The 14,075-nt window shown below is 73.3% G+C and carries 14 protein-coding genes; 12 read left to right on the top strand and 2 right to left on the bottom strand.

What is annotated here, in order from left to right:
* Positions 1–126: 126 nt before the first annotated feature.
* The 9 genes from KIK05_RS17115 to KIK05_RS17075 all read left to right on the top strand — a co-directional run bounded on the left by KIK05_RS17115 (position 127) and on the right by KIK05_RS17075 (position 8,054).
* Entirely contained in the window at positions 127–888 is a 762-nt protein-coding gene (locus KIK05_RS17115; protein ID WP_214411720.1) for a DeoR/GlpR family DNA-binding transcription regulator, read from the top strand.
* On the top strand, positions 885–1,826 hold the full coding sequence (gene pfkB / locus KIK05_RS17110) for a 1-phosphofructokinase (protein WP_214411719.1): 942 nt from the start codon (positions 885–887) through the stop codon (positions 1,824–1,826). Before KIK05_RS17115 ends, pfkB begins: the two co-directional genes overlap by 4 nt.
* A 60-nt stretch (positions 1,827–1,886) precedes the next feature.
* On the top strand, positions 1,887–3,143 hold the full coding sequence (gene mtlA, locus KIK05_RS17105) for a mannitol-specific PTS transporter subunit IIC (RefSeq protein ID WP_214411718.1): 1,257 nt from the start codon (positions 1,887–1,889) through the stop codon (positions 3,141–3,143).
* Between the two features lie 5 nt (positions 3,144–3,148).
* On the top strand, positions 3,149–3,457 hold the full coding sequence (locus KIK05_RS17100; RefSeq protein WP_214411717.1) for a PTS lactose transporter subunit IIB: 309 nt from the start codon (positions 3,149–3,151) through the stop codon (positions 3,455–3,457).
* Positions 3,450–3,914: a PTS mannitol transporter subunit IIA gene (locus tag KIK05_RS17095; RefSeq protein WP_214411716.1), complete on the top strand. Its 465-nt coding sequence runs from the start codon at positions 3,450–3,452 to the stop codon at positions 3,912–3,914. The genes KIK05_RS17100 and KIK05_RS17095 overlap by 8 nt, the downstream gene beginning before the upstream one ends.
* The gene (locus KIK05_RS48880; protein WP_214411715.1) at positions 3,911–4,951 is read left to right on the top strand and encodes a zinc-dependent dehydrogenase; all 1,041 of its coding nucleotides are present in this window, start codon (positions 3,911–3,913) and stop codon (positions 4,949–4,951) included. The genes KIK05_RS17095 and KIK05_RS48880 overlap by 4 nt, the downstream gene beginning before the upstream one ends.
* A 284-nt stretch (positions 4,952–5,235) precedes the next feature.
* Positions 5,236–5,520: an HPr family phosphocarrier protein gene (locus KIK05_RS17085; RefSeq protein ID WP_214411714.1), complete on the top strand. Its 285-nt coding sequence runs from the start codon at positions 5,236–5,238 to the stop codon at positions 5,518–5,520.
* Positions 5,521–5,606: 86 nt separating this feature from the next.
* The gene (gene ptsP, locus KIK05_RS17080; RefSeq protein WP_214411713.1) at positions 5,607–7,280 is read left to right on the top strand and encodes a phosphoenolpyruvate--protein phosphotransferase; all 1,674 of its coding nucleotides are present in this window, start codon (positions 5,607–5,609) and stop codon (positions 7,278–7,280) included.
* Between the two features lie 135 nt (positions 7,281–7,415).
* Positions 7,416–8,054: a maleylpyruvate isomerase N-terminal domain-containing protein gene (locus tag KIK05_RS17075; RefSeq protein ID WP_214411712.1), complete on the top strand. Its 639-nt coding sequence runs from the start codon at positions 7,416–7,418 to the stop codon at positions 8,052–8,054.
* A gap of 78 nt (positions 8,055–8,132) precedes the next feature.
* Here the strand turns inward: KIK05_RS17075 and KIK05_RS17070 are convergent, their stop codons facing one another.
* Both KIK05_RS17070 and KIK05_RS17065 read right to left on the bottom strand, forming a co-directional pair.
* A complete protein-coding gene (locus KIK05_RS17070; RefSeq protein ID WP_214411711.1) occupies positions 8,133–8,696 on the bottom strand; it encodes a hypothetical protein in 564 nt (187 codons plus the stop codon).
* Positions 8,697–8,741: 45 nt separating this feature from the next.
* Entirely contained in the window at positions 8,742–9,284 is a 543-nt protein-coding gene (locus KIK05_RS17065) for a hypothetical protein (RefSeq protein ID WP_250562937.1), read from the bottom strand.
* Positions 9,285–9,428: 144 nt separating this feature from the next.
* Here KIK05_RS17065 and KIK05_RS17060 point away from each other — a divergent pair, with 144 nt between their 5' ends.
* The 3 genes from KIK05_RS17060 (at position 9,429) to KIK05_RS17050 (ending at position 14,005) form a co-directional block, all read left to right on the top strand.
* Positions 9,429–11,087 (top strand): NAD(P)/FAD-dependent oxidoreductase, encoded by a 1,659-nt coding sequence (locus KIK05_RS17060; protein WP_214411709.1) that lies wholly within the window; start codon positions 9,429–9,431, stop codon positions 11,085–11,087.
* On the top strand, positions 11,084–12,535 hold the full coding sequence (locus KIK05_RS17055; protein ID WP_308249961.1) for an ATP-binding protein: 1,452 nt from the start codon (positions 11,084–11,086) through the stop codon (positions 12,533–12,535). Before KIK05_RS17060 ends, KIK05_RS17055 begins: the two co-directional genes overlap by 4 nt.
* Positions 12,536–12,625: 90 nt before the next feature.
* Positions 12,626–14,005, top strand: a complete 1,380-nt coding sequence (locus KIK05_RS17050) for a protoporphyrinogen/coproporphyrinogen oxidase (protein ID WP_214411708.1) — start codon at positions 12,626–12,628, stop codon at positions 14,003–14,005.
* The last annotated feature ends 70 nt before the right edge of the window (positions 14,006–14,075 follow it).

The raw sequence follows: 14,075 nt of genomic DNA, 5'->3' as shown, positions 1-14,075 counted from the left end.
TCTTCGCCGGCCGTGTGGGGACCTCCGCCTTCGCCTGTGGTCAATGCCCCGAACACTCTTGACCACCCCACATGGTCGGGTATAAACAAAGGCGAAACCAACACGAAACGGCGGTGAATCAACACGATGTACGCCGAGGAGCGGCAGCAGGAGATCCTCCGCCGGGCGCGGGCCGTCGGCCGCGTGGACGTGGTGACCCTGGCCGAGGAGTTCTCGGTCACCACCGAGACGATCCGCCGCGACCTGACCGCTCTGGAGCGTGCCGGCGTGCTGCGCCGCGTGCACGGGGGCGCGATCCCGGTGGAGCGCCTGGGCTTCGAACCCGCCCTCGCCACGCGCGACGAGGTCATGACGGCGGAGAAGGAACGCATCGCCAAGGCCGCGCTGGCCGAGCTGCCGGAGGACGGCGCCGTCATCATCGACGCCGGGTCCACCACCGGCCGGCTCGTCCGGATCCTGCCCGCCGACCGCGAGCTCACGGTCATCGTCAACTCCCCGCCGCTGGCCACGGCGCTCGCGGCCCGGCCCAACCTGAGCGTGATCATGCTGGGCGGCCGGCTGCGGGGACGTACCCTCGCCACCGTCGACGACTGGGCGCTGCGCCCGCTGTCGATGCTGAACGTCGACGTCGCCTTCATGGCCGCCAACGGCTGCTCGGTGGAGAAGGGGCTCACGACCCCCGACCCAGCCGAGGCCGCGATCAAGCGGGCGATGATCAAGGCGGCGAAGCGCAGCGTGCTGCTGGCCGACCACACCAAGTTCGGCGACACCTACCTCGCCCGGTTCGCGTCCCTGCAGGAGATCGACGTCGTGATCACCGACACGGGGCTCGACCCCGCGTCCGCCGCCGAGATGGCGGCGGCGGGACCGGAGGTGGTACGGGCATGATCCTCACCCTGACCCTCAACCCGAGCCTCGACCGCACCATCGAGATCGCCGAACTCTCGCGGGGCGCGGTCATCCGCGCCGCGAACGCCCACCTCGACCCGGGTGGCAAGGGTGTCAACGTGTCCCGCGCGCTCCTGGCCAACCGGGTGCGCTCGTGCGCGGTCGTCCCCTACGGCGGCGCCGACGGCGGCCACCTGCTCGAGCTTCTGTCGGCCGAGGGCATCCAGATGATCACAGTGCCGGTGGCCGGGCCCACGCGGTCCAACGTCGCCCTGGCCGAGCCGGACGGCACCATCACCAAGATCAACGAGCCGGGGACGGCCCTGACGCCCGCCGAGCTGGACGCCGTCGCCGACGCGGTGCTCGGCGCCGCCGAGTCGGCCGACTGGGTCGTCGTCTCCGGGAGCCTCCCGCCCGGCGTCCCCGTCGACATGTACGCCCGCCTGTGCCTGCGCTTCGCCCACGCGGGCATCAACGTCGCCGTCGACACCAGCGGGCCCGCCCTGGTGTCCGCGGTGGCCGCGGCTCCCGCCCTGGTCAAGCCCAACCGGGAGGAGCTCGCCGAGGCCACGGGCACGTCCGTCTCCACCGTCGGCGACGCGCTCGACGCCGTGGGCAAGCTGCGGGCCATGGGCGCGAGATCCGTGCTCGCGAGCCTCGGCCCCGACGGCGCGCTCCTGGTCGAGGACGATCACGCCTGGTACGGCGAGTGCCCCGTACCCGAGCCGCGCAGCGCGGTCGGCGCGGGCGACGCCATGCTCGCCGGATTCCTGGCGGCCGGGGCGCGAGGCGAGGAGGCGCTGGTCGAGGCCCTCGCCTGGGCGTCCGCCGCCGTGGCGCTGCCCGGCAGCCGCATGCCCTCACCCGCCGACATCAGGCGCGGCGCCGTCCGCGTCCGCACGCCCGATCCGACCAAGCCGTTGACGTCCGGGGGCTGACAGCGGCTCGTTCACACCCCCACGCCGGCGCCACGCCGGCAGCCCCGGAAGGAGCACCACATGGCCGACGCCTACACCCCCACGGTCCATGGGACCGGCCTCAAGGCGAGTATCCAACGCTTCGGCGGCCACCTGGCCGGCATGATCATGCCCAACATCGGCGCCTTCATCGCCTGGGGTCTGATCACCGCGCTGTTCATCCCCACCGGATGGCTGCCCAACAAGACCCTCGGCGCCCTCGTCGGCCCCATCGTCACCGTCCTGCTGCCCATCCTCATCGGATACACCGGCGGGCGCATGGTCCACGGCCAGCGCGGCGCGGTGGTCGGCGCCGTCGCCACCATGGGAGTCGTCGTCGGAGCGACGAGCCCCATGTTCCTCGGCGCCATGGCCGTCGGCCCGCTCGCGGCCTTCGTGCTCAAGCAGGTCGACCGCTTCACCGAGCGGCACACCAAGGCCGGGTTCGAGATGCTGGTCGACAACTTCAGCGCCGGCATCGTCGGCGCGGCGATGGCCGTCGTCGGCGTCTGGGGCATCGGGCCCATCGTCCGGGTGATCACCGACGTGGCCGGGAACGCCGTCGCCTGGCTGCTCGACCACGGCCTGCTGCCGCTCGCCTCGGTGTTCATCGAGCCCGCCAAGGTGCTGTTCCTCAACAACGCGATCAACCACGGCGTCCTCGGCCCGCTCGGCGCGGCGGAGGCGCTCAAGCACGGCAAGTCGATCCTGTTCATGATGGAGTCCAACCCGGGGCCGGGCCTCGGCCTGCTCCTGGCCTACCTGCTGTTCGGCCCCCGGCTGCTGCGCCCCAGCACCCCCGCGGCGATCATCATCCACTTCCTCGGCGGCATCCACGAGATCTACTTCCCGTACGTGCTGATGAGGCCGCGCCTCATCCTCGCGACGATGGCCGGCGGGGCCGCGGGGATCACCACCTTCTGGCTCACCGGCGCGGGACTGGTGGCCACCCCGTCCCCGGGCAGCATCTTCGCCTACCTCGCGGTCACCCCCAAGGGCGGCTGGTTCGGCGTCATCGCCGGAGTGGTGGTGGCCACGGCGGTGTCGTTCGCGGTGGCCTCGGCGCTGCTCGGCTTCGGCCGCGCCAACGGCGACGAGCCCGAGACCTCGGACGCCGGCGCCGTCCCCACCGCCGGCGCCGTCCCCACCGCCGGCGCCGTCCCCACCGCCGGCGCCGTCCCCACCGCCGGCCCCGGACAGGACGCCGAGGCCGGGCCGCCCGCCGTCCAGGCCGGCGAGGGCGCCGAGACGCCCGCCGGGGACGAGAAGGAAATCCAGCCCGTCACCAGAGAGGTGTGAACGCGATGCCGAGCATCGAGAGCAAGGACGTCCACAAGATCGTCGTCGCCTGTGACGCGGGCATGGGCAGCAGCGTCATGCTGGCCACACAGCTGCGCAAGGCCCTGTCGGGACTTCAGGTCGAGGTGAAGCACACCCCGGTCAACTCGATCCCGGCCGACGCCGACGTCATCGTGTGCCACGCCGGGCTCGCCGACCGCGCCCGGGCCACCGCCCCCGGCAGGGTGCTCGTCCCCTTCCAGGTGTTCATCGGCGACCCGGCCGTGACCAAGCTCATCACCACCATCAAGAACGGCGGGACCGTCCATGCCTGAGACGGCGCCGCTGCCGCTCGACCCCAGGGCCATCCGGCTCACCGCCGAGGCGGCGTCCCGCGACGACGCCATCCGCCAGTGCGGCGAAGCCCTGCTGGCCGTCGGCGCCATCGACGAGCCGTACATCGACACCATGATCGAACGCGAGAGGTCCGTCTCGACCTACGTCGGCGAGGGCGTCGCCATCCCCCACGGCACCCTCGCCGGCAAGGACGCCGTCCACCACGACGCCGTCAGCGTGCTGCGCTTCCCCGGCGGGGTCGACTGGGACGGCGAGCGGGTCGTCCTGTGCGTCGGCATCGCCGCCCGGGGCGACGGGCACGTACGGCTGCTGTCGGAGCTGGCGCAGATCCTGCTCGACGCCGACCGCGCGAGGACGCTGCGCGAGACGACCGACCCGGAGACGGTCCTCCGGCTGCTCAACCCCCAAGCCCACGGAGAGGAAACACCACAGTGAAGGTCGCCCGCTTCCACGCCCCCGGTGACATCCGCGTGGAGGACGCCCCCGAACCCTCCCCGGGACCCGGCGAGGTGAAGATCCGCGTCCGCAACTGCTCCACCTGCGGCACCGACGTCAAGATCTTCAAGCACGGCCACCACCACATCCGGCCGCCGCGCGTGATGGGTCACGAGATCGCCGGGGAGATCGCCGAGGTCGGCGAGGGGGTGACGGGCTGGGCGGCGGGCGACCGGGTCCAGGTGATCGCCGCGATCCCGTGCGGCCGCTGCGACGACTGCCTGCGCGGCAGGTGGACCGTCTGCCCCGACCAGGAGTCGATGGGCTACCACTACGAGGGCGGGTTCGCCCAGTACACCATCGTGCCCGCCAAGGTGCTCGCCGTCGACGGCCTCAACCGCATCCCCGACGGGGTCGGCTTCGCCGAGGCGTCGGTCGCCGAACCGCTCGCCTGCGTGCTCAACGGCCAGGAACTGGCGCGCGTCGGCGACGGGGACGACGTGGTGATCCTCGGCGCCGGCCCCATCGGGTGCCTCCACGTGCGGCTCGCCCGGTCGCTCGGCGCGGGCAGGGTCGTCCTCGCCGACCTCAACCCCGAACGGCTCGCCATGGCCGCCGAACGGGTGAAGCCGGACGCGGTGATCAGCGGCCGGGACACCGACGTCGTGGACGAGGTGCTCAAGCTCACCGGCGGCCGGGGCGCCGACGTCGTCATCACGGCCGCCGCGTCCGGAGCCGCCCAGCAGCAGGCGCTCCAGATGGCGGCGCGCCAGGGAAGGATCAGCTTCTTCGGCGGCCTGCCCAAGGACGACCCGATCATCGCGCTCGACTCCAACCTCGTGCACTACCGGGAGCTGACCATCGTCGGCGCGAACGGCTCGAGCCCCCGGCACAACGCCAGGGCCCTCGACCTGATCGCCACCGGCGCGGTCCCGGTCGCCGACCTCATCACCCACCGGATCCCCCTCACCGAGGTCCTGACCGGCATCGACACCGTCGCCCGAGGAACCGCCATAAAGGTCACCGTCGAACCCTGACAACCCCGCCCTCGCCCCACCCGGCGCACTTCCCGGCCGGCCACGGCAGGCCACCCCTGCTGCCACGCTCGCCCACCCGGCGCTCCCGCCCTCCCTCCGCTGGATGTCGAGTTCGTCCACCTGGCGCTCTCGTCCTCCGTCCGCTGGGTGTCGGTTCCTCCGGCGCCGTGGCGGCGGGACGTGGGCCGGTGAATCCGGCGCCGTCGTACGGCGGCGGGCCCGGGGCGCGCCGGCGAACCCCTGCAATTCACATGCTCCCTCGAATCGGTAAGGAACCCCCCGCCATGCCTGAGAGAACCGTCACCGTCGGCTCCCGGAGTGGGTTGCACGCGCGGCCCGCGAAGCTGTTCGTCCAGGAGGCCGCGCGTCACGGCGCGGCCGTGCGGATCAAGGTCGGGGACCGGCCCGCCGTACCCGCCACCAGCATGCTCGCCGTCCTCTCCCTCGGGGTCGGACACGGCGCGGCGGTGACGCTCCAAGCCGAGGGGGACGGCGCCGAGGAGGCCCTCTCCGCGCTCGCCGAGCTGCTGTCCCGCGACCTGGACGCCGAGGAGACGACCGATGCGTGACCCCGCGCCTCACACCGGGCCGGGACGGACGCGCGTGCCTCACGTCCGGCCGGGGCGGTCGCGGGTGCCGGTGGAAGAAGGACGGGATGGCTGAGATCCTGCGCGGCATCGGGGTGAGTCCCGGACGCGCGGCCGGGCCGGCGTTCCGAATGGCGAGGCCGCCGGTGCTGCCCCCGCCCGCCCCGGTCACCGACGCCGCCGAGGAGATCGGCGCCGCCACGCGAGCCCTGGCCGCCGTCGCCGGGCACCTCGAACGGCAGGCCGCCACCGCCCGCGAAGGCGAAGCCCGCGACATTCTCGAAGCCCAGAGCTTCATGGCGGCGGACGTCACCCTCCGCGAGTCGGTCGAGCAGGCCGTACACTCCGGCCTCGCCGCCGCGCACGCGATCGACGCGGCGTGCGCCCACCACCGGGAGGCGCTGCTGGCGGCCGGCGGATACTTCGCCGACCGGGCGGGCGACCTGGACGACATCCGCAACCGCGCCGTCGCCCTCGTGCTCGGCCTGCCCATGCCGGGGGTGCCCGACCCGGGCCACCCGTACGTCCTGGTCGCCGACGACCTCGCGCCGGCCGACACCGCGAGCCTCGACACGGACACCGTCCTCGCCATCGTCACCGAGAAGGGCGGCCCGACGAGCCACACCGCGATCCTCGCCCGCGGCCTCGGCCTGCCGGCCGTGGTCGCCTGCCGGGACGCCACCGGCATCCCCGACGGCACGTTGATCCAGGTCGACGGCGTCACCGGGGAGGTCGAGGCGGGCATCGGTGAGGACGCCGTCGCCGCGGTACGCCGGGAGGCCGAGGCGGCCAGGGAACGCGCCTTCACCAGCCGGGGCGCCGGGCGGACGGCCGACGGGCACCCGGTCCCGCTGCTGCTCAACATCGGCTCGGCGCTCGACGTCCGGCCGGGCGCGGCGGAGGGCGTCGGCCTGTTCCGCACGGAGTTCCTGTTCCTCGACCGGCACGACCCGCCGTCCGCCGAGGAACAGGTGGCCGCCTACACCGCGGTCCTCCGGGCGGTCCCGGACGGGCGGGTGGTGATCCGTACCCTGGACGCCGGGTCGGACAAGCCTCTGCCGTTCCTGGGTCTCCCCGAGGAGTCCAACCCGGCTCTCGGCCTCCGGGGCCTGCGCACCGGCAGGGTCCGGCCGGAGGTGCTGGACACCCAGCTGGACGCGATCGCCGCGGCGGCGCGCGCGTGCGGCGCCGAGCCGTGGGTGATGGCCCCCATGGTCGGCACGGTGGGGGAGGCGGCCGGTTTCGCCGAGCGCGCGCGGGGGCGGGGGCTGCGCCGCGTCGGGGTGATGGTCGAGGTGCCGTCCGCCGCGCTGCAGGCCCGGCGGCTGCTGGAGGAGGTCGACTTCCTCAGTGTCGGCACCAACGACCTCGGCCAGTACACCTTCGCCGCCGACCGCCAGCACGGGGACCTGGCCGACCTGCTCGACCCGTGGCAGCCCGCGCTGCTGCGGCTGGTCGCCATGTGCGCCGAGGCCGGGCGGGAGGCGTCCAAGCCGGTGGGCGTGTGCGGCGAGGCCGCCGCCGACCCTCTCCTCGCCACCGTCCTGGTGGGCCTCGGCGTCACCAGCCTGTCGATGGCCGCGGCGAGCGTCCCGGGAGTACGGGAGGCGCTGGGCCGGTGCTCGATGGCACGGTGCGAAGCCAACGCCCGTCTCGCCCTGTCGGCCGACGACGCCGTCGCCGCCCGCACGGCGGTCACCGACGCCATGGCACGGGCGGTGCCGGAGCGGGCGGCGACCTGACACCATAGGGGACGGCTCGGGGCGTCCGGTCCGGCACGCATGGACGGCTCGACGCCCTCGGACCGGCATCAGTGGATCAGCCGCCGGCTCTGGAGCTCTGTATCGGAGCGGGCGAACGAGCGGAGGAGTGCGCGAATGACCGGCATCAGAGACGACTTCGTGGCCACCGCCCGCTCGGTCGCCGCACTGCTGCGCCGGCCCGAGGTGGCCGCCGCGTGGGGCGGCCCGAGCGCGCTGCCGGAGTTCGGCGTGGCGGGTCTCGCCGGTCACCTGGCCTACCAGATCCTGGCCGTCCCGCAGGCCCTCGCCGAGCCGGTGCCGGCGGAGCCCGTCGTCTCCCTGCTCGACCACTACGGCCGGGTGGAGTGGATCGACGGCGGCGTGGACGACGAGATCAACGTCCGCATCCGGCGCGGCGGCGAGCGGGTGGGGGCCGAGGGGGCGGCGGCGCTGGCGGGGCGGGTCGACGCCGTCGTCGACGGGCTGCCGGGCCTCTTCGCCTCGACGCCGGACCGGCCGGTGCGCATCTCGCTGTGGGGGCCGTGGTCCCTGGCGATCGACGACTTCCTGGTCACCCGGATGATGGAGCTGGCCGTCCACTCCGACGACCTGGCGGTCAGCGCCGGCATCCCGACCCCGGAGCTCCCGGAGGGCGCCGTCGGCACGGTGGTCGACCTGCTGAGCCGCCTGGCCGTACGCCGCCACGGCCCCACCGCCGTCCTGCGCGCCCTCAGCCGCGCCGAACGCGCCCCCACCACCATCGCCGCATTCTGACCTCCCGACGTCCGCTCGCACGGGTCGGCGGGACGGAGTGCGGTGGAATCGGCGCCGCCGTACGTCGGGCGACCCGGGTCACGCGGACGGCTCGGTGACCTTCTGCCACTGCGGGTCGCGGTACAGGACCACCGAGGGGCCGCGGAGGAGCTCGTCGGGGGCGGAGAGCATAACCAGCTCGCCCGAGGCCTCCAGCTGACGCAGCACGTCGCGCACGCGGGGCCCGACGGGGAGACGGCCGAGGGGGAGGCCCAGGGCCAGCCGTGTGGCGTCCGCGACCTCCGACAGCCGGAACGGGCCGGTCACGTCGGCGATCACCTCGCGGACGACGTCGGGGGTGATGATCTGCTCGGCCTCGCTGTGGGCCAGCTCCCACACCAGCTGGACGTCGCGCCGCCCCGTCGCCGCGCACGCGGCGCAGCGCCTGACGAACCCGGGGACCAGCTCCTCGTCGGCCGAGCCCAGGCAGACCGAGCACTGGCCGGTCTCCATGGCGTGCAGCTCGGCCGCGGCCCGGTTGGGGAGCGGCGTGCCGCAGTCGCAGTGGTAGGTGCGGAAGGCGCCCCCGTGGACGAGCGCGACCTCGTCGGCGTCGTCGGGGATCGCCTCGTCCCAGTGCGCGGTGATCGTATGCGTGCCCATCGCCGTGACTCTACCCACCACCTCCGACAGAAGGGCGGGCGGCGGTCAGGCGGAGGCAGCGATCACACCGGCGATCACCACGAGGAGGGACGCGACCGAGACCACGACGCCGATGATCGCCGCCGTCTTCCGGCCGCGCCGGACGCCGAGGGCGAACAGCACCGAATACGGCAGTCCCGCCCACACCAGGGGAGCGAGCCCGATGAGGGCGAACTGCGCCAGGACCCCGGCGAAGCCCGTACGCACCACACGATCGGTCTCCACGTCCAGCCGCCCCCGGTAGGTCTGTCCCACGTGGGAGTCGGGCGACGCCTGGAGGACCGCCGTGCGCAGGGAGTCGTCGTCCGGCACGAACCTGCCCTTGCAGTCGTACCGCCCCTTCCCGAGGGCCTCGCACGAGACGACGGTGAGGGTGCCGGGCGCCCCGGCCTCGCCCAGCGCGAGCTTCAGGTCGTGGGTGGAGAAGAGAACGGGCACGAGCCCCAGCACCGCCCAGCAGACGAAGAGGATGTACATGCCCACGGGGCCCGGCGTGCGGCCCCTCCCCATCGCCCAGCCCCGCGCCGCCGGTCGCGTCGATCCTGTCATGGAGCCGATCATGCCGACCGCCTCTTGGAACCCGCTTGCCGCCGACTGGGCGTCCCGGCGCCCGGTGTCGCGGGTGGCGGGACCAGGCCCGTGGCCAGCGCGCGGGCGGATGAGCTTTACCGAGGACATGCTTTCATTGATGCCATGGCGAATCCGGCGATTCTGACCGTCGACGACGATCCTGCCGTTTCCCGCTCGGTGGCGCGGGACGTGCGGCGCCGTTACGGCGACCGCTACCGCGTGGTGCGCGCCGACTCCGGCGAGGCCGCGCTCGAGGCGCTGCGCGAGATCAAGCTGCGCGGCGACCAGGTGGCCGTCATGCTCGCGGACTACCGCATGCCGCAGATGAACGGCATCCAGTTCCTCGAGGCCGCGATGGACATCTTCCCGCGTGCCCGCCGTGTCCTGCTGACCGCGTACGCCGACACCGACGCGGCCATCGACGCGATCAACATCGTCGACCTCGACCACTACCTGCTCAAGCCGTGGAACCCTCCGGAGGAAAAGCTCTACCCGGTGGTCGACGCGATGCTGGACGCCTGGCTGGCCGCGCCCGACGAGGCCGTCAACGAGGTCCGCGTGGTCGGGCACCGCTGGTCGGCGCCGTCGTTCGCCGTCCGCGACTTCCTGGCGCGCAACCTCGTGCCGTACCGCTGGATGCCGGCCGACGAGGCCGAGGGCCGCCGGCTGCTGGCCGCCGCCGGAGTGACGCCCGACGACGTGCCGCTCGTGGTCACCCCTGAGGGGAAGTCCCTGGTCAAGCCCGCCGAGGCCGAGATCGCCGCGCACGTCGGCCTCACCACGACCCCGGCGGCGGAGTTCTACGACCTCGTCGTCATCGGCGCCGGTCCGGCGGGACTCGGCGCGGCGGTGTACGGCGCGTCCGAGGGGCTCGACACCGTGCTCGTCGAGCAGCGGGCGACCGGCGGCCAGGCCGGGCAGAGCACCCGCATCGAGAACTACCTCGGCTTCCCCGACGGGGTGTCGGGCGCCCAGCTCACCGACCGGGCCCGCAGGCAGGCGCACAAGTTCGGGGCCGAGATCCTCACAACCCGGGAGGTCGTCGGCCTGGAGGCGGCCGGCGCCGCCCGGCTGGTGCACTTCGCCGACGGCAGCCAGGTCGCCGCGCACACCGTGGTGCTCGCCACCGGCGTGTCGTACCGCATGCTGGAGGCGCCGGGCCTGGCGGAGCTGACCGGCCGCGGCGTGTTCTACGGCTCGGCCTCCACCGAGGCCCCGAGCTGCGCCGGCGAGGAGGTCTACATCGTCGGCGGCGCCAACTCCGCCGGGCAGGCGGCCGTCCACTTCGCCAAGTACGCCCGCAAGGTCCACATCCTGATCCGGGCCGCCGACCTGCGGCAGTCGATGTCGCATTACCTGATCCACCAGATCGAGAGCCACGCCAACATCGAGGTCCACCCGCACACGCAGGTGGTCGCGGGTGAGGGCGGCGACCATCTCGAGCGGCTGACGCTGTGCGATCCGCGTTCCGGCCGGGTCCGCACGGTGGACACCTCGTGGCTGTTCATCTTCATCGGCGCCGAGCCCCGCACCGACTGGCTCGCCAAGGCGGTCGTCCGCGACGATCGCGGGTTCGTCGTCACCGGGCCCGACCTGGTCACCGACGGGAGCCGCCCGCCCGGGTGGACGCTGCCGCGCGACCCCTACCACTTGGAGACCAGCATCCCGGGCGTCTTCGCCGCGGGCGACGTCCGGGCCGACTCGGTCAAGCGGGTCGCCTCGGCCGTGGGCGAGGGCGCGATGGCGGTGTCCCTGATCCACCGATACCTGGAGGCACAGTGAGCGACGCGGTGACGGCCGGGTGCGGTGAGGTCGGCGAGGAGCACCCCACCGCCGAGCTGCTGCGGACGCTGTTCCTGTTCGAGTCCCTCGACGACGCCCAGATCGCGCGGTTCGTCGAGGAGGGCCGCGTCGAGCGCTGGCCCGCGGGCGCGACCATCTGCCATGAGGGCGAGCCCGCGACCTGCTTCTACGTCCTCGTCCACGGCACCATCTCGCTCACGCGCCGCCTGCAGGGCGATGAGGTCGAGATGAACCGCACCGAGCAGCGCGGTGTGTACGCCGGCGCCATGCAGGCCTACCTCAGCGACATCGAGCAGGTGTACACCGCCACCCTCCGGGCGATCGGTGACGTCGAGATGGTCGTCATCCCTTCGGGGGTGCTGGCCACGGCGCTGCGCGAGTGGTTCCCCATGGCGACGCACCTGCTGGAGGGCATGTTCCTCGGCATGCGCAACACGCAGACGATCGTCGGCGAGCGCGAGCGGCTGCTCGCCCTCGGCTCGCTGTCGGCGGGGCTCACCCACGAGCTCAACAACCCGGCGGCCGCGGCCGTACGGGCGACGTCGGTGCTGCGCGAGCGGGTCGCCGCGATGCGCCACAAGCTCGCCCTGATCGCCGACGGACGTCTCGACGGCAGCCGGCTGCACGACCTGGTCGAGCTGCAGGAGGAGGCCGTCAAGCGGGCCGCGCAGGCGGCGCCGCTGTCGGCGCTGGCCGCCGCCGACGCCGAGGACGAGCTCGCCGACTGGCTCGACGACCACGACGTGAACGGCAGCTGGGAGATCGCCCCCACGCTGGTCGCCGGGGGCATCGACGTCGACTGGCTGGAGCAGATCACCGGCTCGGTGGGCGGGGAGAACCTCGAGGCCGCCGTGCGCTGGCTGACCTACACGATAGAGACCGAGCAGCTGATGTGCGAGATCGACGACGCCGTCACCCGCGTCTCCACGCTGGTCTCCGCCGCCAAGCAGTACTCCCAGCTCGACCGGGCGCCCTACCAGACCGTCGACGTGCACGAACTGCTCGACGCCACGCTGACGATGATGCAGGCCAAGATTCCCGAAGGGGTGCGGACGGTCAAGGAGTACGACCGCTCCGTCCCGCGGATCCCGGCGTACGCGGCGGAGCTCAACCAGGTCTGGACGAACCTCATCGACAACGCGCTGGGCGCCATGAAGGGCGCTGGCGGCACGCTGACGCTGCGCACCGGGCACGACGCCGAGCGGGTGTACGTCGAGGTGGGCGACACCGGGCCCGGCATTCCGGCGGACATCCGGCCGCGGATCTTCGAGCCGTTCTTCACCACCAAGCCGGTGGGCGAGGGCACGGGCCTCGGCCTCGACATCTCCTACCGGATCGTGGTGAACAAGCACCACGGCGACATCCGGGTGACGTCGGAGCCGGGGGACACCCGCTTCCAGGTCCTGCTGCCGATCGCGGACGCCTAGCCTCACTCCGGGGTGAACGGGCAGGTCAAGAGCGGTACCGCACCGCCCGCGGCGGGGAAACGATCATCGTTCCCGGGCATCTCTACCGCCATGGACCAACAAGCACGTCCCGCGGGCGGCCGTACGGTGTGCGTGGTGGGCGCCGGCGCCGCCGGGCTGACCGTCGCCCACGAGCTCGAACGGCTCGGACACCGGGCCGTGGTGCTGGAGAGCGCCGGCGACATCGCGGGCAAGGCGGCGTCGGCCGAGGTCGACGGGCACGTGTACGATCTGGGCGCGCACATCTGCACCATGCGGTACGTCGAGGTGGCCGCCCTGCTCGACGAGCTGGGCCTGGAGAGCGAGCCGATCACGCCGATCCACGTGCACGACCTCCACGGCGGGCGAATCGTGCCGTCGGACCCGGCCTTCTTCCAGCGCGGGTCGATGGAGCGTTACCTCTCCGTGCGGCGGGAGGAGTTCCCCGACCTCGGGCGGCCGGGCCTGGCGCACAGCGCCGCCGTGCTGGCCCGGCCCGCCGGTGAGTGGCTGCGCGAGCACGGGCTCACCTCCATGGCCGGGACGCTGGGGCCGGGGTACAGCAGCTGCGGGTACGGCTTCCTGACCGGGGATCTGCCGGCGCTGTACTTCCTGAAGTACGCGGAGATGGCCGGGGTCAGCGAGGGCGGCCGGTGGGTGCGCGGGCACCCGGTCCTGTTCACCGTGAAGGGCGGCCTGGGCCTGCTGTGGCGACGGGTCGCCGAACGGCTGACCGATGTCCGGACCGGCGTGCGCGTCGACTCGATCGAACGCGGCCCCGAGGGGGTCACCGTGCGCGTCCGCCCCGGGGAGACCCGCCGAGAGGGCGGCTCCGGCGAGGAGCAGGACACCGCCGCCGGCGGCGCGCCCGGCGCGGCCGAGGGTGCGAGTGGCCCGGCCCGGGACGCGGGCCCGGAGGAGATCGTGGCCGACGACCTGGTGCTGACCGTCGCCCTCGACCGGGTGCTGCCCCTGCTCGACGCCACCGAGGACGAACGCGACCTGGCCTCGCGCGTGCGCACGATCGACTACCGCACGGTGCTGTGCCGGGCGTCGGACCTGCCCCCTGAGGGCTTCTACATCCTGCCCTCGACGGCGGAGGAGGCGGCGGGCGGCCGGTGTGTGGCCTACCACAGCCGCTACGCCGGCCAGGACGTCTACACCTGCTACTGCTACGGTGGCGGGCTCGGCCCGGCGGCCCTGGTGGAGGTGCTGCGCGGCGACCTGGCCCAGGTCGGCGGCGTGCTGCGGGAGGTGCTGCGGGTGGAGCCGTGGGCCTACATGCCGCACTTCGGCGGCGAGGACCTCGCCGCCGGGATCTACGACCGCGTCGAGGCCCTCCAGGGCCGGAACCGGACCTACCAGGTGGGCAGCCTCCCGGCCTTCGAGCTGCTGGAGTCCAACATCGCCTACGCCCGCGACATCGTCCACCGCTTCTTCATCCCGAGCTAGCCCCGGCCCACCCCGCCCGGTGTCATTGACGAGAGGCGCTCTGTAAGTAAGGCTTACTAACCGAACCGCC

It is taken from the genome of Sphaerisporangium fuscum (assembly GCF_018531465.1).
Taxonomy (GTDB): Bacteria; Actinomycetota; Actinomycetes; order Streptosporangiales; family Streptosporangiaceae; genus Sphaerisporangium; species Sphaerisporangium fuscum.
Note: the sequence above shows the minus strand (reverse complement) of the source record. Positions and strands in the feature narration are given on the sequence as shown.

What these genes read in the sequence shown, in the direction of transcription:
- KIK05_RS17115 (WP_214411720.1), top strand. Translation starts at nt 127, where the DNA reads ATGTACGCCGAGGAGCGGCAGCAGGAGATCCTCCGCCGGGCGCGGGCC.
- pfkB (WP_214411719.1), top strand. Translation starts at nt 885, where the DNA reads ATGATCCTCACCCTGACCCTCAACCCGAGCCTCGACCGCACCATCGAG.
- mtlA (WP_214411718.1), top strand. Translation starts at nt 1,887, where the DNA reads ATGGCCGACGCCTACACCCCCACGGTCCATGGGACCGGCCTCAAGGCG.
- KIK05_RS17100 (WP_214411717.1), top strand. Translation starts at nt 3,149, where the DNA reads ATGCCGAGCATCGAGAGCAAGGACGTCCACAAGATCGTCGTCGCCTGT.
- KIK05_RS17095 (WP_214411716.1), top strand. Translation starts at nt 3,450, where the DNA reads ATGCCTGAGACGGCGCCGCTGCCGCTCGACCCCAGGGCCATCCGGCTC.
- KIK05_RS17085 (WP_214411714.1), top strand. Translation starts at nt 5,236, where the DNA reads ATGCCTGAGAGAACCGTCACCGTCGGCTCCCGGAGTGGGTTGCACGCG.
- ptsP (WP_214411713.1), top strand. Translation starts at nt 5,607, where the DNA reads ATGGCTGAGATCCTGCGCGGCATCGGGGTGAGTCCCGGACGCGCGGCC.
- KIK05_RS17075 (WP_214411712.1), top strand. Translation starts at nt 7,416, where the DNA reads ATGACCGGCATCAGAGACGACTTCGTGGCCACCGCCCGCTCGGTCGCC.
- KIK05_RS17070 (WP_214411711.1), bottom strand. Translation starts at nt 8,696, where the DNA reads ATGGGCACGCATACGATCACCGCGCACTGGGACGAGGCGATCCCCGAC.
- KIK05_RS17065 (WP_250562937.1), bottom strand. Translation starts at nt 9,284, where the DNA reads ATGACAGGATCGACGCGACCGGCGGCGCGGGGCTGGGCGATGGGGAGG.
- KIK05_RS17060 (WP_214411709.1), top strand. Translation starts at nt 9,429, where the DNA reads ATGGCGAATCCGGCGATTCTGACCGTCGACGACGATCCTGCCGTTTCC.
- KIK05_RS17050 (WP_214411708.1), top strand. Translation starts at nt 12,626, where the DNA reads ATGGACCAACAAGCACGTCCCGCGGGCGGCCGTACGGTGTGCGTGGTG.